We start from the raw sequence: 22,196 nt of genomic DNA, 5'->3' as shown, positions 1-22,196 counted from the left end.
GCTATCATGGGCGCCGCACCCAGCAACCTTTAACACCGTCCCGTGAGGCGGAGAAGGGAGCGGCGGATGAGCACACGTACCGTGCTGCATGAAGCCGACATCGCCCGGGCCCTGACGAGGATCTCGCACGAGATCCTCGAATCGAACAGGGGACCCGAAGAGCTCGTCATCCTCGGCATCCCTCGCCGGGGCGTTCCGCTCGCGGCACGGATCGGCTCGCTCCTCACGGAGTTCTCCGCCGCGGCCGTGCCGGTCGGCGCCCTCGACGTGACGATGTACCGCGACGATCTGCATCGCAACCCCACGCGCACGCCGCAGCCGACCGACATCCCGGACGGCGGGATCGACGGCAAGGTCGTCGTCCTCGTCGACGACGTCCTCTTCTCCGGACGATCGATCCGTGCCGCCCTCGACGCGCTGCAGGACATCGGACGCCCCGCAGCGGTGCGGCTGGCCGTCCTCGTCGACCGCGGGCACCGCGAGCTTCCGATCCGTCCCGACTTCGTCGGCAAGAACCTGCCCAGTGCGCGCGACGAGCGCGTCAACGTGCGTCTGCGCGAGGTCGACGGCGCCGAAGAGGTGACGATCGGCTCATGAGGCACCTGCTCGACACCAAGGACCTCGACCGCGCCGCGGCGCTGCGCGTGCTCGACGTCGCCGAAGACATGGCGGCGACCCAGCAGCGCGAAGTCCGCAAGCTCCCGACGTTGCGCGGCAAGACGGTCGTGAACCTCTTCTTCGAAGACTCCACGCGCACCCGCATCTCGTTCGAGGCCGCGGCCAAGCGTCTTTCCGCCGACGTCATCAACTTCTCCGCCAAGGGATCGTCGGTCTCCAAGGGCGAGTCGCTGCAGGACACGGCCCAGACGCTTCAAGCGATGGGCGCCGACGCCGTGGTCATCCGGCACGGGGCCTCCGGCGCGCCGCACACCCTTGCGACCAGCGGCTGGATCAGCGCCGGGGTCGTCAACGCCGGAGACGGCACGCACGCCCATCCGACGCAGGCCCTCCTCGACGCGTTCACGATCCGCAAGCGCTTCTTCGGCGACGACAGCCGCGGGCGGGACCTCGCCGGCTTTCGGGTCACCATTGTCGGCGACGTCCTGCACTCCCGGGTCGCCCGCTCGAACGTCTGGCTGCTGACGACCCTCGGCGCCGAGGTCACCCTCGTCGCCCCGCCCACGCTCGTGCCGCAGGACGTATCGGCCTGGCCGGTGCGGGTGCTGTACGACCTGGACGAGGCCATCGCGGCCGGTCCCGACGCCGTCATGATGCTCCGCATCCAGCTCGAACGCATGAACGCCGCGTATTTCCCCACTGAACGGGAGTATTCGCGCACGTGGGGTCTCGACGCGGCGCGCTTGGCGTCGCTCCCGGCCGATAGCATTGTGCTGCACCCCGGCCCGATGAACCGGGGGATGGAGATCTCCGCCGCCGCCGCCGATTCGCCTCGCTCGACCGTGCTCGAGCAGGTCGCGAACGGCGTCTCGGTGCGGATGGCCGTGCTCTACCTGCTCCTGGCGGGCGAGCGCACCGAAGCTGAGGAGGACGGACGATGAGCGAGCGCTTCCTCATCCGCGGGGCCCGCCGCGCCGGCGGCGAGCCGACCGACATGATCGTCGCCGACGGGGTCATCACCGAGGTCGGCGGGGGCGTCAGCGCCGCGGGCGCGACGGTGATCGACGCCGACGGGCTCATCGCCCTGCCCGGACTCGTGGATCTGCACACCCACCTGCGCGAACCGGGCTACGAGGCATCCGAGACCATCCTCACCGGGTCGCGGGCCGCCGCAGCCGGCGGGTTCACGACGGTCTTCGCGATGCCGAACACCTCGCCCGTCGCCGACACCGCGGGAGTCGTCGAGCAGGAGCTCGCGCTCGGCGAGGCTGCGGGATACGCGCACGTCCAGCCGATCGGCGCCGTCACGATCGGGCAGAAGGGCGAACGTCTCGCCGAGCTCGGCGCCATGGCCGCCTCGCGCGCCCGGGTGCGGGTGTTCAGCGACGACGGGTTCTGCGTCTTCGACCCGCTCATCATGCGCCGCGCGCTCGAGTACGTGAAGTCCTTCGACGGCGTCGTCGCCCAGCACGCCCAGGACCCGCGACTGACCGAGGGCGCGCAGATGAACGAGGGCACCGTCTCGGCCGAGCTCGGTCTCACCGGGTGGCCGGCGGTCGCGGAGGAGTCGATCATCGCGCGCGACGTCCTGCTCGCCGAGCACGTCGGGTCGCGCCTCCACGTGTGCCACCTGTCCACGGCCGGGTCCGTCGACATCATCCGGTGGGCCAAGAAGCGCGGCGTCCGGGTGACCGCCGAGGTCACGCCCCACCACCTCCTGCTCTCGGAGGAACTCGTCCGCGGCTATGACGCGCGCTTCAAGGTGAACCCCCCGCTCCGGCGCGATGAAGACGTGCAGGCCGTCCGCGAGGGCCTCGCCGACGGCACGATCGACATCGTGGCGACCGATCACGCACCGCACCCCGCCGAGGCGAAGACGTGCGAATGGGCCGCGGCCGCGAACGGCATGGTGGGTCTCGAATCGGCGCTGCGCGTCGTGCAGCAGGCGGTCGTCGACACCGGGATGCTCGGCTGGGACGACGTCGCACGAGTGTTGTCGTCGGCGCCCGCGCGGATCGGGCGTCTCGACGACGCCGGGACGCCGCTGGATGCCGGGCGCCCCGCCTCGCTCACCCTGTACGACCCGCGCCCGGTGCGCCCCTTCACGGATGCCGACCTGCGCGGTCGCAGCGTGAACTCGCCGTACCTGGATCGCGAGCTGCCGGGCGAGGTCCGCTGGACCTTCTTCCGCGGCACGGCGACGGTCGCCGAGGGCGATCTGCTCGACGCGCCGGGAGCCCGCGCGTGAGCCGCGAGGGCGCCCTGATCGTCATGATCGCCGCCGCCGTGGTCCTGCTCGCCGTCGGCGTCTGGGCCTGGCGACGACGAACGAGGCGCGACAGCGGCCTCGCGGCGCCCGTCGGCGAACTGCCGGACGGGGCTGCGCCGACGGCGGCGTTCTCGGGGCTCTACGTCGCGACGACCCGCCATGACGAGCCGCTCGAGCGCCTCGCGATCCGCAGGCTCGGCTTCCGCTCGCGCGTCGACGTCACCATCGCCGCCGGGGCTGCCGGCGGGGGAGTCGCCCTCGACCTCACGGGTCAGCCGCGACTGTTCATCCCCGCCGGGCGCATCGTCTCGGTCGACCAGGCCACCGTCGCGATCGACCGGGTGGTCGAGAAGCAGGGCCTGACCCGACTGAGCTGGCGCATCGACGACGCGACGATCGTCGACAGCTACTTCCGCCCCCAGACCGCCTCGGCCCGTGCGCTGGCCGAGGCCATCCAGACCATCGTGACCCCCACCCAGACCCCAGGAGGCGACGCGTGACACTGTTCACCCGCGACCCCGCCGTGCTCGTGCTCGAGGACGGATCCCGCCACACCGGCCGCGCCTACGGAGCGCGCGGCACCACCCTCGGCGAAGTGGTCTTCGCCACCGGCATGACCGGCTACCAGGAGACGCTCACCGATCCGTCCTACGCCGGCCAGATCGTCCTGCAGACGGCGCCCCACATCGGCAACACCGGCATGAACAGCGAAGACGTCGAGTCGCGTCGGATCTGGGTGGCGGGCTACATCGTCCGCGACCCGTCGCGCGTCGTGTCGAACTGGCGGTCCGAGAACTCGCTCGACGAATCGCTCGAGCGCGACGGCATCGTCGGCATCAGCGGCATCGACACCCGCGCTCTGACGCGCGTGCTGCGGTCGGCCGGCTCCATGCGCGGCGGCGTCTTCAGCGGCGACGCGGCGGCGATCGACCCGCAGGAGCAGCTGCGCATCGTCCGGGAGGCGCCCGAGATGACCGGCCGCAACCTCTCGGCCGAGGTGTCGGTGCCCGCAGCGGAGGTGACCCCCGCGACGGGGGAGCGCCTCGGCAACCTCGCGGTGCTCGACCTCGGCGTCAAGCAGGCGACGGTGAACAACCTCGCCGCACGCGGATTCGATGTCCACGTCCTCCCGCAGGACGTCACGCTCGAGCAGCTGCGCGAGATCGACCCCGTCGCCGTCTTCTACTCCAACGGCCCGGGCGACCCCGCCGCGAGCGACCACCACGTCGAGCTGCTGCAGGGCGTGCTGGCCGAGAAGCTGCCGTTCTTCGGCATCTGCTTCGGCAACCAGCTGCTCGGCCGCGCCCTCGGCTTCGGCACGTACAAGCTGCCCTTCGGCCACCGGGGCATCAACCAGCCGGTGCTCGACAAGCAGACGGGCCGTGTCGAGATCACCGCCCACAACCACGGCTTCGCGGTCGACGCTCCCATCGACGGCGTCGTCGACAGCCCCGCCGGCTTCGGCCGTGTCGAGGTCAGTCACGTCGGCCTCAACGACAACGTCGTGGAGGGCCTGCGCGCCCTCGACCTGCCGGCCTTCTCGGTGCAGTACCACCCCGAGGCCGCGGCCGGACCCCACGACGCCAACTACCTCTTCGACCGCTTCCGCGACCTCGTGATCGCGTCCCAGGAGAACAAGAACTGATGCCCAAGCGCGACGATATCCAGAGCGTCCTCGTCATCGGGTCGGGGCCGATCGTCATCGGCCAGGCCTGCGAGTTCGACTACTCCGGCACCCAGGCGTGCCGCGTCCTGCGCGAGGAGGGCGTGCGCGTCATCCTCGTGAACTCGAACCCGGCCACCATCATGACCGATCCCGACTTCGCCGACGCGACCTACATCGAGCCGATCACGTGGCAGGTCATCGAGACGATCATCGCCAAGGAGCGCCCCGACGCGATCCTGCCGACCCTGGGCGGGCAGACCGCCCTGAACGCCGCGATCGACCTACACAAGCACGGCGTCCTCGAGAAGTACGACATCGAGCTGATCGGCGCGAACTTCGAAGCGATCAACAAGGGCGAAGACCGCCAGATCTTCAAGCAGCTCGTCCTCGACTCCGGAGCGGATGTCGCCGACAGCCGCATCTGCCACACGATGGACGAGGTGCTCGCCGGAGCCGCCGAGCTCGGGTACCCGCTCGTGGTCCGCCCGTCGTTCACGATGGGCGGGCTCGGGTCGGGCTTCGCCTACGACGAAGAGGGACTCCGCCGGATCGCCGGCGCCGGCCTGCGCGACTCGCCGACGACCGAGGTCCTGCTCGAGGAGTCGATCCTCGGGTGGAAGGAGTACGAGCTCGAGCTCATGCGCGACACGGCCGACAACACCGTGGTCGTCTGCTCGATCGAGAACGTCGACCCGGTCGGCGTCCACACGGGCGACTCGATCACGGTGGCGCCCGCGCTGACCCTCACCGACCGCGAGTACCAGAAGATGCGCGACATCGGCATCGACATCATCCGCGCCGTCGGCGTCGACACCGGCGGCTGCAACATCCAGTTCGCCGTCGACCCGGAGACCGGCCGCATCATCGTCATCGAGATGAACCCGCGTGTGTCGCGCTCCTCGGCTCTGGCGTCGAAGGCGACCGGGTTCCCGATCGCGAAGATCGCCGCGAAGCTCGCCATCGGCTACCGGCTCGATGAGATCCCCAACGACATCACGAAGGTCACCCCGGCGAGCTTCGAGCCGACCCTCGACTACGTCGTCGTGAAGGTGCCGCGCTTCAACTTCGAGAAGTTCCCGGCGGCGGACACGACCCTGACGACCACCATGAAGTCGGTCGGCGAAGCGATGGCGATCGGCCGCAACTACAGCACCGCCCTGCAGAAGGCGCTGCGCTCGCTCGAGAAGCGCGGCTCGAGCTTCCACTGGGGCGACGAGGATCGGTCGGTCTCCGAGCTGCTCGAGATCGCGAAGACCCCGACGGACGGTCGCATCGTCGTGCTCCAACAGGCGATGCGCAAGGGCGCGAGCATCGAGGAGGCCTTCGAGGCCACCGCGATCGACCCGTGGTTCCTCGACCAGATCGCGCTGATCAACGAGGTCGCCGCGTTCGTCGCGGATGCCGCCGAGCTCGACGAGCACGTCATCCGCACGGCGAAGGACCACGGGTTCAGCGACGCGCAGCTCGCCCAGCTCCGCGGGATGACCGAAGAAGAGGTGCGCGGCATCCGTCACGGTCTCGGCCTGCGCCCCGTGTTCAAGACGGTCGACACCTGCGCCGGCGAGTTCCCCGCTCTCACGCCGTACCACTACTCGTCGTACGACACCGAGACCGAGGTCACGCCCTCCGACCGCACGAAGGTCGTCATCATCGGATCCGGCCCCAACCGCATCGGACAGGGCGTCGAGTTCGACTACTCGTGCGTCCACGCGAGCTTCGCGCTCTCGGCTGCCGGCTACGAGACCATCATGGTCAACTGCAACCCCGAGACCGTCTCGACCGACTACGACACCAGCGACCGGCTCTACTTCGAGCCGCTGACCCTCGAGGACGTCCTCGAGGTGCTCCACGCCGAGGCGCAGTCGGGCACGATCCTCGGCGTCATCTGCCAGCTCGGGGGACAGACCCCGCTCGGACTCGCCAAGGGGATCGAGGCCGCCGGCTACGACATCCTCGGTACGCAGCCCGCCGCGATCGATCTCGCCGAGGAGCGCGAGCTGTTCTCGCGTCTGCTCGACGACGCCGGTCTCGTCGCCCCCCGCAACGGCACCGCGATCGACGTCGAGGGCGCCGTGGGGGTGGCCGAGTCGATCGGATACCCGGTCCTGGTCCGGCCGAGCTTCGTGCTCGGCGGCCGCGGCATGGAGATCGTCTACGACACCGAGAGCCTGCGCGACTACTTCGTGCGGGTCGCGGACCAGGCCATCATCGGCCCCGGACTGCCGCTGCTGGTCGACCGCTTCCTCGACGACGCGGTCGAACTCGACGTCGACGCGCTGTTCGACGGCGATGAGCTGTACATCGGCGGGGTCATGGAGCACCTCGAGGAGGCCGGCATCCACTCCGGCGACTCGAGCTGCACGCTGCCGCCGATGTCGCTGGGCCGCACCGAGATCGACCGCGTGCGCGAGGCGACCCTCGCGATCGCGCGGGGCGTCGGCGTCCGCGGGCTCCTGAACGTCCAGTTCGCGGTGTCGGCGGGCGTGCTCTACGTCATCGAGGCCAACCCGCGCGCGAGCCGCACGGTGCCCTTCGTCTCCAAGGCGCTCGGCATCCCGCTCGCCAAGGCCGCCTCGCGCATCATGGCGGGATCGACGATCGCCGAGCTCAAGAGCGAGGGCCTGCTGCCCGTGGAGGACGGCTCGCGGGTGCCGCTCGATGCTCCGGTCGCGGTCAAGGAGGCCGTGCTTCCCTTCAAGCGCTTCCGCACGGCCGACGGACGGACGGTCGACTCCATCCTCGGACCCGAGATGCGCTCGACGGGTGAGGTCATGGGCATCGACCGCGACTTCCCGACGGCGTTCGCGAAGAGCCAGGCGGCTGCCTACGGCGGCATGCCGACCTCGGGCACGGTCTTCCTGTCGGTGGCGGACGACGACAAGCGCGCCGTCATCCTCCCCGCCCACCGGCTGCAGGAGCTCGGGTTCCGCCTCGTCGCGACGGAGGGCACCGCGGAGATTCTCGCGCGCAACGGCATCCGCGTCGAGGTGGTCGGCAAGTACTCCGAGACCCAGGGATCGGGGGAGCGCAACGTCGTCGACCTCATCAACGCCGGTGAGATCGACATGGTCGTGAACACGCCGTCGGGCGGGGTCGCGCGTGCCGACGGGTATGAGATCCGGGCTGCCGCGGTGGCGGGCGACCGGGCTCTGTTCACCACGATGGCCGTCCTCGGGGCCGCCGTCAGCGCCCTGCCGGTGCTCCGCGAAGGCTTCGCGGTGAAGAGCCTGCAGGACTATGCGATCGAGCGGGCGGAGCGCCGGTGACCGCATTCGGGGAGCGCCTCGCCGGCGCGCTCGGAACGTACGGACCCCTGTGCGTGGGGATCGACCCGCACGCCGCGCTGCTCGCGGACTGGGGCCTTCCGGCCTCGGCCGCGGGCGCGCGCGAGTTCGGTCTGCGGGTCGTGTCCGCAGCTCAGGGGCGCGTGGGCATCGTCAAGCCGCAGGTCGCGTTCTTCGAGCGGTACGGCTCGGCCGGATTCGCCGCTCTCGAAGAGGTGCAGACCGCGGCGCGCGAGGCCGGACTCCTCGTCATCGCCGACGCGAAGCGCGGCGACATCGGGAGCACGATGGACGGCTACGCCCAGGCGTGGCTCGAACCCGGCGCCCCGCTCGAGGCGGATGCGGTCACCGTGAGCCCCTACCTCGGTCCGGGCTCGCTGCGCGGCACGATCACCGCGGCCGCCCGCGCGGGGAAGGGCGTGTTCGTCCTCGCCGCGACCAGCAACCCCGAGGCATTGGGTCTGCAGTCCGCCGAGGTGACCGTCGTCGACGCGCAGCGCGGACAGAGCGTGGCCGACTGGGTGGCCGCCGGAATCGGCTGGGCGAACCGCGCCGCCGCTGAGGGCGGCGGGCTCGGGCATGTCGGGCTCGTCGTGGGCGCGACGGTCGACCGGCACGACGTGGGGCTCACCGACGAGGCACTCCGCGGCGCCCCGATCCTCGCTCCGGGATTCGGTGCCCAGGGTGCGGCGCTGCGGGATCTCTTCGCGGTGTTCGGTCCGCACGCACATCAGGTGATCGCCAGCGCGAGCCGCAGCGTCCTCGCTGCCGGCCCCGACGGCGTCGCCGCCGCGATCGATGCGCATCGGCACGAGCTGGCCGAGGCGGAGGAGGCTTCCCGTGGCTGACCGACCCCACCCGCCCGAGGTCGATCGCGCCGCGGCATCACGCCGTGCGGTCGAGGCGCGCCGCACGCGCGCGGCGCTCAAGAAGGACGTCGCCATGCGCGTGATCTCGCCGCAGGAGCTCCTGCGACGAGCCCTCGCCGACCCCGATTCCGCGGCCGGCGCCATGCGCGTCACCGACTTCCTGACGGCGATTCCCGCGATCGGCGAGAACAAGCGCGACCGCATCCTGGCGGACCTCGACATCTCGCCGGTGAAGCGCCTGGGCGGTCTCGGGTCGCGGCAGCGTCTCGCGCTGCAGGACTACCTCGACACGCGTCTGCCCGAGCCCCAGCCCCGAGCGGGCCGCTCGCGACTGCTCGTGCTGGCGGGCCCGACCGCCGTCGGCAAGGGCACCGTCGCCGCGCACATCCGTGACAACCACCCCGAGATCATGCTGTCGGTCTCGGCCACGACGCGCGCCCCTCGTCCGGGCGAGGTCGACGGCGAGCACTACTACTTCGTCGATGACGCCGAGTTCGACCGCCTCGTCGCCGAGGGCGAGCTCCTCGAGTGGGCGACCGTGCACAACCGCCATCGCTACGGGACGCCGAAGGCGCCCATCGAGGCGGCGCTGGCCGCCGGGCGCACCGTGCTCCTGGAGATCGATCTGCAGGGTGCCCGTCAGGTGCGCGCCGCGGCACCGGATGCCACGCTCGTGTTCCTGCTGCCGCCCAGCTGGGACGAGCTGGTCGATCGGCTCGTCGGGCGCGGCACCGAAGACGCCGAGGAGCGGGCTCGGCGCCTGCGGACGGCCCGCGTCGAACTGGCCTCGCAGGGCGAGTTCGACTACCGCGTCGTCAACGACACCGTCGCCCGCGCGGCCGACGAGGTCGCTGCACTGGCCCACTGATCGCGTAGACTGGGGGGATGCCTGCGCCTGCGGCGCGGCAGCAGACTCTCCACCGACATCGATCCCGGAAGGATCAGCCATGGCCGGAAGCAACGAAGGCATCATCGACCCGCCCATCGACGCCCTGCTCGACAAGGTCGACTCGAAGTACCAGCTCGTCATCTACGCGTCCAAGCGTGCGCGTCAGATCAACGACTACTACTCCGACCTGCACGAGGGAAACCTCTTCGACAACGTGGGCCCGCTCGTCGACTCGTCGGTCGAGGACAAGCCGCTGACCATCGCGATGCACGAGATCCACGAAGACAAGCTGCGTCTGCGCTCGCTCGACTGATCCGACGGTCGACCCGTCGTATTTCTGCCCGCGGCAGCCGGATGTCGGTTGCCGCGGGCAGAATCGTCTCCGTCCCGACTCCGTCCTGATCCCGACCCGTTCCGTCCTGTCCCACAGGGAGCCCCGATGAGCCAGCTGCGCCTGTTCACGTCCGAGTCCGTCACCGAAGGGCATCCCGACAAGATCTGCGACCAGATCTCCGACAGCATCCTCGATGCGCTTCTGACGGTCGACCCGGGTTCGCGCGTGGCCGTCGAGACGCTCGTGACCACGGGGCTCGTCCACGTCGCCGGCGAGGTGCGCACCGACGGGTACGCCGACATCCCGGGCATCGTGCGCGGCGTCGTCAACCGCATCGGCTACACCTCGAGCGAGACCGGCTTCGACGGCGACTCCTGCGGCGTCACCGTTTCGATCGGCGAGCAGTCCTCCGACATCGCCGCGGGCGTCGACAACGCCCTCGAGCACCGCGAGCAGGGATCCATCGACCCGACGGATGCCCTGGGCGCCGGCGACCAGGGCATCATGTTCGGCTACGCCACCAACGAGACGCCCCAGCTGATGCCGATGGCCATCTGGACGGCTCACCGCATCGCCGAGCGTCTCACGTCGGCGCGTCGGACGGGGGCGCTGCCGTTCCTGCGGCCCGACGGCAAGACGCAGGTCACGCTCGGGTACGACGGTTCGGTGCCCCGCACCGTCGAGACCGTGGTGCTTTCGACGCAGCACCAGCCCGACATCTCACTCGCCGCGCTGCGCGCGGCGGTCCAGGCCGAGGTCATCGAGCCGATCCTCGCCGAGACCGGCCTCGACATCTCCGACGTCGAGTACGTCATCAACCCCGCCGGACCCTTCGTCGTGGGCGGCCCCAAGGGCGACGCGGGCCTCACCGGTCGCAAGATCATCATCGACACCTACGGCGGAGCTGCACGCCACGGCGGCGGGGCCTTCAGCGGCAAGGACCCGTCCAAGGTCGACCGGTCGGCCGCGTACGCCATGCGGTGGGTCGCCAAGAACGCCGTCGCCGCGGGGCTCGCGGACCGCCTCGAAGTGCAGGTCGCCTACGCCATCGGGCGCGCTGCACCCGTCGGGCTCTACGTCGAGTCCTTCGGCACGGGTCACGTCGACGACGAGATCATTTCGGCCGCGATCCGCGACGTCTTCGACCTGCGGCCGCAGGCCATCATCGATCACCTCGACCTGCTCCGGCCGATCTACGCGAAGACTGCCGCGTACGGTCACTTCGGCCGCGAACTGCCCGAGTTCACGTGGGAGCGCACCGACCGCGTCGAGGAGTTGCGCGCCGCCGCGGGCCTGTGAGCGGCGCGCCGCGGCGCGTCGCCCGCGTCCTCATCGACTCGCCGCTGCCGCAGCTCGATCGGCTGTTCGACTACGTCGTGCCCGAAGGGCTCCTCGGCGCGGCGGTGCCGGGGGTGCGGGTCAAGGTGCCGCTGCGGACGGTCGGACGCACGGTCGAGGGGTATCTCGTCGAGCTCGGAGACGAAGCCGACGGCGACCGCCCGCTCTCCGAGCTCGAGGACGTCGTCTCGCCCGTCGAGGTCCTGCCTGCCCGGCTCTACGCACACGCGCGGCGGGTGGCCGACCGCGCGGCGGGCTCGGCGAGCGACATCCTCCGTCTGGTGATCCCGAAGCGGATGGTGCGCGCCGAGAAGGCGTGGGTCGCTGCCGGCGCGCCCGAGCCGCCCGTCGTGGACGCCGCGACTCTCGAGTGGGCGCGTGAGGCCGCTGCCGCGTACCCCGACCTCGCGGACGCGGTCGATGGCGGTGAGCGCGTCGCTGTCGATGCACCGCCGCGACCCGGCGATGACGTGCCCGCGTGGGCCGAGCTGCTGGCGGCCCTGGCGGTGCTCACGCTGGCGCGGGGGAGGAGCGCCATCGTCGTGGTGCCCGATCACCGCGATGAGGCGCACGTCCTCGCCGTCCTGGCACGCCGGGTCGACGACGCGGCAGTCGTCCGCGACGACGCGCGTCGCTCGGGTCCCGAGCGTTACGCAGGCTATCTGCGACTGCTGGCCGAGGTGCCCTGCATCGTGGTGGGCAATCGGTCGAGCGTCTACGCGCCGGCCCACGACGTGGGCGCCGTGCTGCTGTGGGACGACGGCGACCCGCTGCTGGCCGAGCCCCTCAGCCCCGGAGTCCATGCCCGGGATGCGGCGCTCGTGCGGCAGGAGTTGCAGCATTGCGCCCTGGTGTTCGCGGGCCTCACCCGCACGACCGACGTCGAGCGGCTCGTCGCGCTCGGCTGGGTGCGCGAGATCCCGGCACGGCGACGCGAGAGCCCGCGCGTCGTGCTGTCCGCCACGCGAGAGGGCGAGTCGCGCGGGACGCGCGTGCCCTCCGCCGCCTTCGCGGCCGCGCGGGAGGCACTCGTGCACGGCCCCGTCCTGGTGCAGGTCGCCCGTCCGGGGTACGCCCCGGTCCTCGTCTGCGCCGACTGCCGCACGCCGGCGCGCTGCTCGCACTGCGCGGGTCCGCTGCGTGCCCGGCGCCCCGGCGCCGTGCCGGAGTGCGCGTGGTGCGGACGGGCGGCGCCGGCCTGGGCCTGCGCATCGTGTTCTTCGCAGCGCCTGCGGATGGCCTCATCCGGGAGCGAGCGGACCGCCGACGAACTGGGTCGCGCCTTCCCGAACACCCGCGTGATCGTCTCGGACGGCGAGCACCAGATCACGCGCGTCGACGGCAGACCCGCGCTGGTCATCGCCACGCGCGGGGCGGAGCCGTTCGCGCCGGGCGGTTACCGGGCCGTCATCCTCCTCGACGGCGATCGGATGCTCATGACCGAACAGCTGCGCATCGCCGAGGCGTGTCTGCGCTGGTGGTCCGATGCCGCCGCTCTCGCCGCGCCGGGGGCGCCCGTGCACCTCGTCGGTGTGGCCGGACCCGCGGCGCGGGCCCTGGCGACCTGGACGCAGCCCGCCTACGCACGGACGGAACTGGCGGAGCGGGCACCGTTGCTCATGCCGCCGACGGTCCGGGTCGCTGCGGTCGAGGGCACGGCCGCGGCGGTCGCGGACGCGCTGACGCAACTCCGAGCCGACGTGCCGACACTGCCGGAAGCCTCGGTGCTCGGCCCGGTGCCGCGTGAGGACACCGTGCGCGCCCTCGTCCGGTTCGAGTACGCGCTCGGTCGTGCCGTCGCCGATTCGCTGCGGGCGTCGGTGGTCGCGGCGGCCCTGCGCGGGCGCCGTCGGCGAGGGGCGCCGCCCGGCCCGCGCAATACACTGAGGGTTCGTCTCGACGTGCCCGAACTCGATCTGTGAGGAGCGCCATGCGCATCGTCTTCGCCGGCACACCCGAGCCGGCCCTTCCCTCGCTCCGGCGCCTCGCCGCGTCGGATCACGAGATCGTCGGTGTCGTCACGCGGCGCGACGCACCCCTCGGCCGCAAGCGCGTGCTCACGCCGTCGCCCGTGGCGGCCCTCGCCGACGAGCTCGGACTGCCCGTGCTCAAGACCGACCGTCTCGACGCCGCGGCCACCGAGACGATCACGTCGTGGGGCGCCGAGCTCGGCGTCATCGTCGCCTACGGCGGACTCGTGCGCGAGCCGCTGCTCTCGGCGCCGGACCACGGCTGGATCAACCTCCACTTCTCCCTGCTTCCCGCGTGGCGCGGGGCGGCGCCGGTGCAGCACGCGCTCATCGCGGGCGACCGGGTCAGCGGGGTGAGCGTCTTCCAGCTGGTTCCCGAGCTCGACGCGGGAGACGTGTTCGCACAGACCCGTCATCCGGTCGAGCGCGGCGCGACGGCGGGGGAGCTCCTGTCGGACCTCGCCGACCTCGGCGCAGCCACGCTGTCGGCCGTCGTCGACGCGATCGCCGCGGGCACGGCGGCGGCGGTGCCGCAATCGGGGGAACCGTCGCTGGCCCCCAAGCTCACCCTCGCCGACGGTCTGCTCGACCTCGATCGTCCCGCAGACGTCGTCCTCGACCGGTTCCGCGGCACGACGCCCGAGCCCGGTGCACACACGACGGTGGCCGGGCAGCGCCTCAAGGTCCTCGCCGCCCGGCGCGGCCCCGACGCCGCGCTCGCGCCGCGCGAGATCCGTCTCGTCGGAAAGGACGTGCTCGTCGGCACCGGCGACGGCACCATCGCCCTGCGCACCGTGCAGCCGGCCGGCCGCGGCGCCATGCCGGCGGCCGACTGGTGGCGAGGGCAGCGCGCCGACAGCCTCGAGGCCGGCTCGTGAACCCGGCGCGCCGCGTCGCGTTCGACGTGCTCCGCGCCGTGTCGGAATCGGACGCGTACGCCAATCTCCTCCTGCCGCAGGAACTTCGTCGAGCGGGGCTCACCCCCGCCGACGCGGGGCTCGCGACCGAGCTGACCTACGGCACCCTGCGCCGCCAGGGCACGTACGACGCGATCATCGAGCAGGCCTCCGGCCGATCGGTCGACACGATCGACCCGCCGGTGCGTGATGCGCTGCGGCTCGGGGTGCATCAGCTGCTGTCGACGCGCGTGGCATCGCACGCCGCCGTGAACGAGAGCGTCGAGCTCGTGCGCCGTGCCGGCAACTCCGGCGCGGCCGGGTTCGCCAACGCGGTGCTGCGCCGCATCGCCCGCGACAACCCGGGCGACTGGCTCCAGCGCGTGGCCGACGGTGCGCGCTCGGACGACGAGAGGCTCGGGCTGCGCTTCTCGCACCCCGTGTGGATCATCCGCGCCTTCCGGCGGGCGCTCGCGGCGGAGGGTCGGGCCGATGAGCTCGAGGATCTGCTGGCCGCCGACAACGTGTCGCCGAGCGTGACGATGACGGCGCTGCCCGGGCTCGCCGACATCCCCGCCGAACGATCGCGCACGCCCTACTCGCCGCTCGGGTTCCGCCTCGACGGCGGCGACCCGGAGCCGCTCGTGCGGCGGGCGGAGGGTCGGATCCGCGTGCAGGACGAGGGGTCCCAGCTCGCCGCTCTGGCCCTGTCCCGCGCGCGCGCGGTGCGGCCGGGCGAGCGCTGGCTCGATCTGTGCGCGGCCCCCGGCGGCAAGACCGCTGTGCTCGCGGCCGAGGCTCTGGCGGGCGGCGCCGCACTCGAGGCCAACGAGATCTCGTCGGCCCGTGCACGGCTCGTCCGCTCCTCGGTGGCGGGGGTGCCGCTCGAGGTCCCGGTGTCGGAGGAGGACGGCCGCGAGCGGGCCGGCCGAGGCCGGTACGACCGGATCCTCGTCGACGCGCCCTGCACGGGACTCGGCGCCCTGCGCCGCCGTCCCGAGGCCCGGTGGCGGAAGAGCCCCGCCGACGTGCCCGACCTCAGCGCGCTGCAGCGCGAACTACTGGGCGCGGCCGTGGCGGCGCTGGCGCCGGGCGGCATCGTCGCCTACGTGACGTGTTCCCCCCACCTCGCCGAGACGTCGGTCGTCGTCGCTGACGTGCGCGGCGCGCATCCCGACCTCGACGAGCTCGACGCACGCGAGGTGCTCCGGTCGGTCTCGCGCGGGAGCCTCGACCTGCCCGAGCAGCACGACGGCTCCGGACGTGCGCAGCTGTGGCCGCACCGTCACGGTACCGACGCGATGTCGATCACGCTGCTGCAGAAGCGCTGAGCGGCGATAATGGTCGCGTGAGCGACGCCGACGCCCTGCGCATCAACCCCAGCATCCTGGCCGCCGACTTCGTGAACATGGAGGCCGAGCTCGCCCGCATCCGGTCCGCCGACTTCGTGCACGTCGACGTCATGGACAACCACTTCGTCCCGAACCTCACGTTCGGTCCGCAGATGGTCGAGCGGATCCAGGCGACGAGCCCTGTGCCGCTCGACGTGCACCTCATGATCTCGGACGTCGACCGCTGGGGCCCGGGCTACGCCGAGATCGGGGCGGCGAGCGTCACCTTCCACCTCGAGGCGGCCGGCGACCCGGTGTCGCTCGCCCGCAGGCTCCGTGCCATCGGCGCCCGCGCCGGTGTCGCGGTCAAGCCGGCGACCGCCGTCGAGGGCCTGTTCGACGTCCTCGACGAGTTCGACCAGATCCTCGTGATGACCGTCGAGCCGGGGTTCGGGGGACAGGGCTTCATGGCCGACCAGATGCCGAAGCTCCGCCGACTCGCCGACGAGGCACGTCGCCGCGGATCGTCGGTCTGGCTGCAGGTTGACGGCGGCATCTCCGAATCGACGATCGCGCAGGCGGCAGAGGCCGGCGCCGACACCTTCGTCGCCGGCTCGGCGGTGTTCGGCGCGGCCGATCCGGAGGCCGCGATCGCGAGCCTGCGCGAGCGCGCCCAGCACGCGCACCGGCACTGATCGGGCGAGCCGTGCGGTCGGCGGTCCCCTCGCAGCCCGGTAACCTGGCTAGGTGAAGACGTTCGACGCCCTGTTCGCAGAGCTCACCTCTATCGCCGAGACCCGGCCCGAGGGTTCTGGCACCGTCGCGCAGCTCGACCGCGGCGTGCACGCCATCGGCAAGAAGATCGTCGAAGAGGCGGCCGAGGTCTGGATGGCGGCGGAATACCAGTCCGACGTCGAGACGGCCGAGGAGATCTCGCAGCTGCTCTACCACCTGCAGGTGCTCATGATCAGCAAAGGTCTGAGCCCCGAAGACGTCTACCGACATCTCTGAGCGACGCCCCGCCCGCCCGCTCTGAGACAGAAAGACACCCATGCTGCGCATCGCCGTCCCGAACAAGGGATCGCTCGCCGAGACCGCCGCCGAGATGCTGGCCGAAGCCGGCTACATCGGACGCCGCGACTCGAAGGACCTCCACGTCATCGACCCCGGCAACGAGGTCGAGTTCTTCTACCTGCGCCCGAAGGACATCGCGACCTACGTCGGATCGGGTGCGCTCGATGTCGGCATCACCGGCCGTGACCTGCTTCTCGACGCGAGGATGCCGGGAGCGCGTGAGATCGAGCGTCTCGGCTTCGCCGGCTCGACCTTCCGCTTCGCCGCACCCACGGGCACGTTCACGGACGTGAGCGAGCTCGCCGGCAAGCGCATCGCGACGTCGTACCCGGGCCTCGTCGATGCCTTCCTCGACGAGCGCGGCATCGCCGTCGACCTCGTCCCGCTCGATGGCGCGGTCGAGTCGGCCGTCCGCCTGGGCGTCGCGGATGCCGTCGCCGACGTGGTCGAGACCGGCACGACGCTCCGCCAGGCTGGGCTCGAGGTCTTCGGCCCCGAGATCCTGCGGTCGGAGGCGGTCCTCATCGCGGGCCCGCACGACGCCGAGGGCACCGAGCGGCTGCTGCGCCGGCTCCGGGGCGTGCTCGTGGCCCGGCGTTACGTGCTCGTCGACTACGACCTGCCCGCGCGCCTCGTCGACGAGGCCGTCGCGATCGCCGGCGGCATCGAGTCGCCGACGATCTCGCCGCTCCGCGACCCCGAGTGGGTCGCGGTGCGGGTCATGGTGCCGCGCGCGAGCGTGAACACCACGATGGACGAGCTCTACGCGATCGGCGCCCGCGCGATCCTCGTCACCGCGATCGACAACGCGAGGCTCTGACATGACCCTGGCACGCCGCGTCATCCCGTGCCTCGACGTCGCCGCGGGGCGCGTGGTCAAGGGCGTCAACTTCGAGAACCTGCGCGACATGGGCGACCCGGTCGAGCTCGCGCGTCTGTACTTCGAACAGGGCGCCGATGAGCTCACCTTCCTCGACGTCACGGCCACGGTCGACGGCCGGGCGACGACCTACGACGTCGTGCGCCGCACGGCCGAGCAGGTCTTCATCCCGCTCACCGTCGGTGGCGGCATCCGTTCGGTCGAGGATGTCGCGCGCCTGCTCTCGGTGGGCGCCGACAAGGTCGGGGTGAACTCGGCCGCGATCGCGCGCCCCGCCCTGATCGGTGAGATCGCCGACCGCTTCGGCGCTCAGGTGCTCGTGCTCTCGCTCGACGTCAAACGCGCCCCCGGCACCGAGTCGGGCTTCGTCGTGACGACCCACGGCGGACGCACGGCGACCTCGATCGACGCCCTCGCCTGGGCGCGCGAGGCGATCGAGCGGGGCGCCGGTGAGCTGCTGGTGAACTCCATCGATGCTGACGGCACGAAGGACGGCTTCGACCTCGAGCTCATCGCGCTGATGCGCGACATCTCCACCGTCCCCGTCATCGCGTCCGGCGGCGCGGGCGCCACGGAGCACTTCGCTCCGGCGATCGACGCGGGCGCGGACGCGGTTCTCGCCGCATCGGTCTTCCACTCCGCCCAGCTCACCATCGGCGACGTGAAGGATGCGCTGAGCGCGCACGGGATCGAGGTGCGGCGATGAGCGAGAGCGTGGCGGAGCGCATCGCGCGGGTGTCGTTCGACGCGAACGGACTCGTCGCGGCCATCATCCAGCAGCACGACACGCGCGAGGTTCTGATGCTGGCATGGATGGATGCCGAGGCGCTGCGCCGCACGCTCACCACCGGCCGCGTGACCTTCTGGTCGCGGTCGCGGCAGGAGTACTGGCGCAAGGGCGACACCTCCGGGCACATCCAGCTCGTGCGCGGAGCCCGGCTCGACTGCGACGGCGACGCCGTGCTGATCTTCGTCGAACAGGTGGGAGCCGCGTGTCACACCGGCACGCGCACGTGTTTCGACACGGACGACCTCGACCCCGTCGTGGCCGGATCGTGACACGGCGCTCCCGCACGATCGCCGTCCTCGCCGCGGTCATCGGCGGCGGCCTCGCCGTGATCGGTTCGACGCAGCCCTGGCTCGAGGCGACCCTGCGCGACGGCGCCAACGCCGTGCTGCCGGTGCCGGGCACCGACGCGCTCCCGCTGGTGACGCCGCTCGGGCTCGCGGCGCTGGCCCTCGGACTGGCGCTGTCGATCGTCGGGACGGCGCTGCGCTACGTCTTCGGCGCGCTCGGCGTGCTGATCGGGGGCGCACTGCTGGCCGAGTCGGTGCGGATCGCGCTGACGGCGCCGCCGGAGGCCGTGGTGCGCGTCGTCGCCGAGTCGACCGGGCTCACGGGGGTGGCGGCGGTCGAGACGCTCGTCTCGGGCATCGCGGTGACGGCATGGCCGTGGATCACCGCCGTCGGTGCCGCGCTCGTGTGCGCCGGGGGAGTCCTCACCCTCGTGACGGCTCGATCCTGGCGCAGCACGGCCCGCCGGTACCGCACCGACGCCGCCGCAGAGGTCCGGCAGCCGCGCGGGTCGCGCCCGCACGATTCCCACGATCCGATCGATTCGTGGGACGACCTCAGCCGCGGGTCCGATCCGACGGCCTGAGCCCCGATAGACTGACCTCTGCCCGAGAAATCCCGCGAAGGAGAACAATGAGCAACATCGGCGACCCCGGCCACGGACACTCCCCGGCGGCGTGGACGGCTGTGGTGATCATGCTCGTCGCGTTCGCGCTGGGCACCCTGTTCTACTGGCTCGACATGCCGGTGCTCGTGTGGGTCTCCGCGGGCCTCGTCGTCGTCGGCCTCATCGTCGGATGGGCGATGTCGAAGGCGGGTTACGGCGCGTACGGCGACAAGTACACCCCGAAAGCGCACTGACGTGCTGGCCGGTCTCATGGCCGGCGCCGTCGAGGATGCCGAGGCCCGCGCGGCCGAGCGGCCCCTCGCCGCCGTCGAGCGCGACGCGCTCGCTCAGAGCCCGGCACGGGACGCCCTCGCGGCCCTCGCCCCGGCGGAGCGGGTCAAGATCATCGCCGAGGTCAAGCGCGCGAGTCCGTCGCGCGGAGATCTCGCCGCGATCCCCGATCCCGCGCTGCAGGCGGCGCGTTACGAGCAGGGCGGAGCCTCCGTCATCTCGGTGCTCACCGAGGGACGGAAGTTCAAGGGCAGTCTGGCCGATCTCGAGGCCGTCCGCGCGGACGTGTCGGTGCCGGTGCTCCGCAAGGACTTCATCGCCAACGCCTACCAGGTCTTCGAGGCCCGCGCCGCCGGGGCGGATCTGGTGCTCCTCATCGTCGCGGCGCTCGAGCAGCCCGACCTCGCCGAACTGCACGAGCTCGTCCTGGAGCTCGGGATGACCCCGCTCGTCGAGACGCACTCGCTCGACGAGGTCCACCGCGCCGCCGATGTCGGGGCGCGCCTGGTCGGCGTCAATGCGCGCAACCTGTCGACGTTCGAGCTCGATCGCGACCTGTTCGGCCGCCTCGTCGAGCACCTTCCCGCCGACGCGGTGAAGATCGCGGAGTCCGCCGTCCTCACCCCCGCGGACGTCGCCCACTACCGTCGCGCCGGCGCCGACGCCGTCCTGATCGGCGAGGCGCTCGTGACGGGCGATCCCGTGACCACACTGCACACATTCCTGGAGGCCGGCGCGTGAGCCTGAGAGAACAGCACGGTCCCTTCTTCGGCGAGTTCGGCGGCCGATTCATGCCCGAGTCGCTGATCGCCGCGATCGACGAGCTGACGGCGGTCTACGAGTCCGCCATGGCCGACCCCGAGTTCGCCGCCGAATTGGCGCGGACCCTCGCCACCTACGCCGGACGTCCGTCCGCGCTCACCGAGGTGCCCCGCTTCGCCGAGCACGCCGGCGGCGCGCGGGTCTTCCTCAAGCGCGAAGACCTCAACCACACCGGCTCGCACAAGATCAACAACGTCATCGGGCAGGCGATGCTCACCCAGCGTCTGGGCAAGACCCGGGTCATCGCCGAGACCGGTGCCGGACAGCACGGCGTGGCGACGGCGACGGCGGCGGCCCTGTTCGGGTTCGACTGCACGATCTACATGGGCGAGGTCGACACCGAACGCCAGGCGCTCAACGTCGCCCGCATGCGTCTCCTGGGCGCGGAGGTGGTGCCGGTCACCACCGGCTCGCGCACGCTCAAGGACGCGATCAACGAGGCGTACCGCGACTGGGTCGCATCCGTCGAGACGACGAACTACATCTTCGGCACGGCGGCGGGTCCGCATCCCTTCCCGGCCATGGTCCGCGACTTCCAGAAGATCATCTCCGAAGAGGCCCGCGAGCAGCTGCTGGCCGAGACGGGACGCCTACCGGATGCCGTCGTGGCGTGCGTGGGCGGCGGCTCCAACGCGATCGGCATGTTCGACGCGTTCCTCGACGACGAGGGGGTCGCCCTCTATGGCGTCGAGGCCGCCGGCGACGGTGTCGACACCGAGCGCCATGCCGCCTCGATCGAGCGCGGCCGCGCGGGCGTGCTCCACGGGGCGAAGACGTTCGTGCTGCAGGACGAAGACGGGCAGACCGTCGAGTCGCATTCGATCTCGGCGGGCCTGGACTACCCGGGCGTCGGGCCGGAGCACGCCTGGCTCGCCTCGATCGGCCGCGCCACGTACATCCCGGCGACCGACACCGAGGCGATGGAGGCGCTGCGGCTCATGAGCCGCACCGAGGGCATCATCCCGGCGATCGAGTCCGCGCACGCGCTCGCGGGTGCGCTGCGCATCGGGCGCGAGCTCGGTCCCGACGCCATCATCGCGGTCAACCTCTCGGGTCGCGGCGACAAGGACATGGACACCGCCGCACGCTGGTTCGAGCTCTACGACGAGGGCGCGGAGCCCGTCGTCGAGCCCGAGCACGACGAGGCCGCATCGGGCGAGGGAGTCGAGCTGTGACCTCGCGTGTGGCTGCGGCCATCGATGCGGCGCATGCCGAGGGACGCGGCGCCTTCGTCGGCTACCTCCCGCTCGGCTTCCCCGATCTCGACACGAGCGTCGAGGCAGCCGTGGCGCTGGCGGAGGCCGGAGCCGACGTGCTCGAGCTGGGGCCGCCGTACTCCGATCCCGTCATGGACGGTCTGGTCATCCAGGAGGCGACGCAGACCGCCCTCGCCGCCGGCTTCCGCCTGCGCGACACGTTCACCGCGGTCCGCGCGATCGCCGCGCGCGTGGATGTCCCGATCCTCGTCATGACGTACTGGAACCCCGTGCTCCAGTACGGGGTCGACCGGTTCGCCGACGATCTCCTCGCCGCCGGCGGTGCCGGTCTCATCACGCCCGACATCACTCCCGACGCGGCGCCCGACTGGATCGCAGCGTCCGAGCGCACGGGCCTCGACCGCGTCTTCCTCGCGGCGCCGACCTCGACCGAGGAACGGCTGCGGATGATCGTCGAGGCGTCCACCGGCTTCGTCTACACGGTCTCGACCATGGGGATCACGGGGGAGCGGGCCGAGCTCGACGCGGCCGCGCGGACCCTCGTCGGCCGCCTGCGCGAGCTCGGCGCGGCGCACGCGTGCGTCGGAATCGGCATCTCGACCCCCGACCAGGTGACCGGCGTCGTCGACTACGCCGACGGCGCGATCGTCGGCACCGCGCTCGTGCGCGCGCTGCGCGACGGCGGCGTGGCGGGCCTGACCGAGACCGCGCGCGCTCTCGCGGCCGGGACGACCCGCGACCGCGTCTAGACTTTTCCGGTCGCACG

At 71.8% G+C, this 22,196-nt stretch carries 23 protein-coding genes; all 23 read left to right on the top strand.

What is annotated here, in order from left to right:
- The first annotated feature begins 66 nt into the window (after window positions 1-66).
- The 23 genes from pyrR to trpA all read left to right on the top strand — a co-directional run bounded on the left by pyrR (window position 67) and on the right by trpA (window position 22,179).
- Window positions 67-597 carry a bifunctional pyr operon transcriptional regulator/uracil phosphoribosyltransferase PyrR gene (gene pyrR, locus ACPYN5_RS09460; protein ID WP_424448730.1) on the top strand — a complete coding sequence of 177 codons (531 nt, stop codon included), beginning with the start codon at window positions 67-69 and terminating at the stop codon, window positions 595-597.
- Entirely contained in the window at window positions 594-1,559 is a 966-nt protein-coding gene (locus ACPYN5_RS09455) for an aspartate carbamoyltransferase catalytic subunit (protein ID WP_424448729.1), read from the top strand. The genes pyrR and ACPYN5_RS09455 overlap by 4 nt, the downstream gene beginning before the upstream one ends.
- Window positions 1,556-2,866, top strand: a complete 1,311-nt coding sequence (locus ACPYN5_RS09450; RefSeq protein WP_424448728.1) for a dihydroorotase — start codon at window positions 1,556-1,558, stop codon at window positions 2,864-2,866. Before ACPYN5_RS09455 ends, ACPYN5_RS09450 begins: the two co-directional genes overlap by 4 nt.
- Entirely contained in the window at window positions 2,863-3,387 is a 525-nt protein-coding gene (locus ACPYN5_RS09445) for a PH-like domain-containing protein (RefSeq protein WP_424448727.1), read from the top strand. Before ACPYN5_RS09450 ends, ACPYN5_RS09445 begins: the two co-directional genes overlap by 4 nt.
- Window positions 3,384-4,532 (top strand): glutamine-hydrolyzing carbamoyl-phosphate synthase small subunit, encoded by a 1,149-nt coding sequence (gene carA, locus ACPYN5_RS09440; protein WP_424448726.1) that lies wholly within the window; start codon window positions 3,384-3,386, stop codon window positions 4,530-4,532. Before ACPYN5_RS09445 ends, carA begins: the two co-directional genes overlap by 4 nt.
- Window positions 4,532-7,819: a carbamoyl-phosphate synthase large subunit gene (carB, locus tag ACPYN5_RS09435; RefSeq protein WP_424448725.1), complete on the top strand. Its 3,288-nt coding sequence runs from the start codon at window positions 4,532-4,534 to the stop codon at window positions 7,817-7,819. The genes carA and carB overlap by 1 nt, the downstream gene beginning before the upstream one ends.
- Window positions 7,816-8,685: an orotidine-5'-phosphate decarboxylase gene (gene pyrF / locus ACPYN5_RS09430; RefSeq protein WP_424448724.1), complete on the top strand. Its 870-nt coding sequence runs from the start codon at window positions 7,816-7,818 to the stop codon at window positions 8,683-8,685. Before carB ends, pyrF begins: the two co-directional genes overlap by 4 nt.
- On the top strand, window positions 8,678-9,574 hold the full coding sequence (gmk, locus tag ACPYN5_RS09425; protein ID WP_424448723.1) for a guanylate kinase: 897 nt from the start codon (window positions 8,678-8,680) through the stop codon (window positions 9,572-9,574). The genes pyrF and gmk overlap by 8 nt, the downstream gene beginning before the upstream one ends.
- 79 nt (window positions 9,575-9,653) lie before the next feature.
- Window positions 9,654-9,908, top strand: coding sequence for a DNA-directed RNA polymerase subunit omega (gene rpoZ / locus ACPYN5_RS09420; protein ID WP_023950606.1), 255 nt, complete (start codon window positions 9,654-9,656; stop codon window positions 9,906-9,908).
- A 126-nt stretch (window positions 9,909-10,034) separates the two neighbouring features.
- Window positions 10,035-11,228 (top strand): methionine adenosyltransferase, encoded by a 1,194-nt coding sequence (gene metK, locus ACPYN5_RS09415; RefSeq protein WP_424448722.1) that lies wholly within the window; start codon window positions 10,035-10,037, stop codon window positions 11,226-11,228.
- Window positions 11,225-13,189, top strand: coding sequence for a primosomal protein N' family DNA-binding protein (locus tag ACPYN5_RS09410; RefSeq protein WP_424448721.1), 1,965 nt, complete (start codon window positions 11,225-11,227; stop codon window positions 13,187-13,189). The genes metK and ACPYN5_RS09410 overlap by 4 nt, the downstream gene beginning before the upstream one ends.
- Before the next feature lie 8 nt (window positions 13,190-13,197).
- Window positions 13,198-14,115: a methionyl-tRNA formyltransferase gene (fmt, locus tag ACPYN5_RS09405; protein WP_424448720.1), complete on the top strand. Its 918-nt coding sequence runs from the start codon at window positions 13,198-13,200 to the stop codon at window positions 14,113-14,115.
- Window positions 14,112-15,464 (top strand): transcription antitermination factor NusB, encoded by a 1,353-nt coding sequence (locus ACPYN5_RS09400; RefSeq protein ID WP_424448719.1) that lies wholly within the window; start codon window positions 14,112-14,114, stop codon window positions 15,462-15,464. The genes fmt and ACPYN5_RS09400 overlap by 4 nt, the downstream gene beginning before the upstream one ends.
- 17 nt (window positions 15,465-15,481) lie before the next feature.
- Complete coding sequence (rpe, locus tag ACPYN5_RS09395; RefSeq protein ID WP_424448718.1) at window positions 15,482-16,159, top strand: ribulose-phosphate 3-epimerase; 678 nt, start codon at window positions 15,482-15,484, stop codon at window positions 16,157-16,159.
- A gap of 52 nt (window positions 16,160-16,211) precedes the next feature.
- Window positions 16,212-16,475 (top strand): phosphoribosyl-ATP diphosphatase, encoded by a 264-nt coding sequence (locus tag ACPYN5_RS09390; protein ID WP_120262547.1) that lies wholly within the window; start codon window positions 16,212-16,214, stop codon window positions 16,473-16,475.
- Window positions 16,476-16,515: 40 nt separating this feature from the next.
- The gene (gene hisG / locus ACPYN5_RS09385) at window positions 16,516-17,358 is read left to right on the top strand and encodes an ATP phosphoribosyltransferase (protein ID WP_424448717.1); all 843 of its coding nucleotides are present in this window, start codon (window positions 16,516-16,518) and stop codon (window positions 17,356-17,358) included.
- 1 nt (window position 17,359) lies between these two features.
- Complete coding sequence (hisF, locus tag ACPYN5_RS09380; RefSeq protein WP_424448716.1) at window positions 17,360-18,124, top strand: imidazole glycerol phosphate synthase subunit HisF; 765 nt, start codon at window positions 17,360-17,362, stop codon at window positions 18,122-18,124.
- Window positions 18,121-18,477, top strand: a complete 357-nt coding sequence (gene hisI, locus ACPYN5_RS09375; RefSeq protein WP_424448715.1) for a phosphoribosyl-AMP cyclohydrolase — start codon at window positions 18,121-18,123, stop codon at window positions 18,475-18,477. Before hisF ends, hisI begins: the two co-directional genes overlap by 4 nt.
- The gene (locus ACPYN5_RS09370) at window positions 18,474-19,079 is read left to right on the top strand and encodes a Trp biosynthesis-associated membrane protein (protein ID WP_424448714.1); all 606 of its coding nucleotides are present in this window, start codon (window positions 18,474-18,476) and stop codon (window positions 19,077-19,079) included. The genes hisI and ACPYN5_RS09370 overlap by 4 nt, the downstream gene beginning before the upstream one ends.
- 47 nt (window positions 19,080-19,126) lie before the next feature.
- Window positions 19,127-19,354, top strand: a complete 228-nt coding sequence (locus tag ACPYN5_RS09365) for a DUF6704 family protein (protein WP_424448713.1) — start codon at window positions 19,127-19,129, stop codon at window positions 19,352-19,354.
- A gap of 1 nt (window position 19,355) precedes the next feature.
- Window positions 19,356-20,132, top strand: coding sequence for an indole-3-glycerol phosphate synthase TrpC (gene trpC / locus ACPYN5_RS09360; RefSeq protein ID WP_424448712.1), 777 nt, complete (start codon window positions 19,356-19,358; stop codon window positions 20,130-20,132).
- Window positions 20,129-21,388 (top strand): tryptophan synthase subunit beta, encoded by a 1,260-nt coding sequence (gene trpB / locus ACPYN5_RS09355; protein WP_424448711.1) that lies wholly within the window; start codon window positions 20,129-20,131, stop codon window positions 21,386-21,388. Before trpC ends, trpB begins: the two co-directional genes overlap by 4 nt.
- Window positions 21,385-22,179, top strand: coding sequence for a tryptophan synthase subunit alpha (trpA, locus tag ACPYN5_RS09350; RefSeq protein WP_424448710.1), 795 nt, complete (start codon window positions 21,385-21,387; stop codon window positions 22,177-22,179). Before trpB ends, trpA begins: the two co-directional genes overlap by 4 nt.
- Window positions 22,180-22,196: the final 17 nt, after the last annotated feature.

This window comes from Microbacterium arborescens (assembly GCF_049707515.1).
GTDB lineage: Bacteria > Actinomycetota > Actinomycetes > Actinomycetales > Microbacteriaceae > Microbacterium > Microbacterium arborescens_B.
The sequence above is the reverse complement of the archived record's forward strand: the minus strand, read 5'-3'. Positions and strand labels throughout refer to the sequence as shown.

What these genes read in the sequence shown, in the direction of transcription:
- hisF (WP_424448716.1), top strand. Translation starts at nt 17,360, where the DNA reads ATGACCCTGGCACGCCGCGTCATCCCGTGCCTCGACGTCGCCGCGGGG.
- hisG (WP_424448717.1), top strand. Translation starts at nt 16,516, where the DNA reads ATGCTGCGCATCGCCGTCCCGAACAAGGGATCGCTCGCCGAGACCGCC.
- pyrR (WP_424448730.1), top strand. Translation starts at nt 67, where the DNA reads ATGAGCACACGTACCGTGCTGCATGAAGCCGACATCGCCCGGGCCCTG.
- rpoZ (WP_023950606.1), top strand. Translation starts at nt 9,654, where the DNA reads ATGGCCGGAAGCAACGAAGGCATCATCGACCCGCCCATCGACGCCCTG.
- hisI (WP_424448715.1), top strand. Translation starts at nt 18,121, where the DNA reads ATGAGCGAGAGCGTGGCGGAGCGCATCGCGCGGGTGTCGTTCGACGCG.
- ACPYN5_RS09365 (WP_424448713.1), top strand. Translation starts at nt 19,127, where the DNA reads ATGAGCAACATCGGCGACCCCGGCCACGGACACTCCCCGGCGGCGTGG.
- ACPYN5_RS09455 (WP_424448729.1), top strand. Translation starts at nt 594, where the DNA reads ATGAGGCACCTGCTCGACACCAAGGACCTCGACCGCGCCGCGGCGCTG.
- ACPYN5_RS09450 (WP_424448728.1), top strand. Translation starts at nt 1,556, where the DNA reads ATGAGCGAGCGCTTCCTCATCCGCGGGGCCCGCCGCGCCGGCGGCGAG.
- carB (WP_424448725.1), top strand. Translation starts at nt 4,532, where the DNA reads ATGCCCAAGCGCGACGATATCCAGAGCGTCCTCGTCATCGGGTCGGGG.
- fmt (WP_424448720.1), top strand. Translation starts at nt 13,198, where the DNA reads ATGCGCATCGTCTTCGCCGGCACACCCGAGCCGGCCCTTCCCTCGCTC.
- metK (WP_424448722.1), top strand. Translation starts at nt 10,035, where the DNA reads ATGAGCCAGCTGCGCCTGTTCACGTCCGAGTCCGTCACCGAAGGGCAT.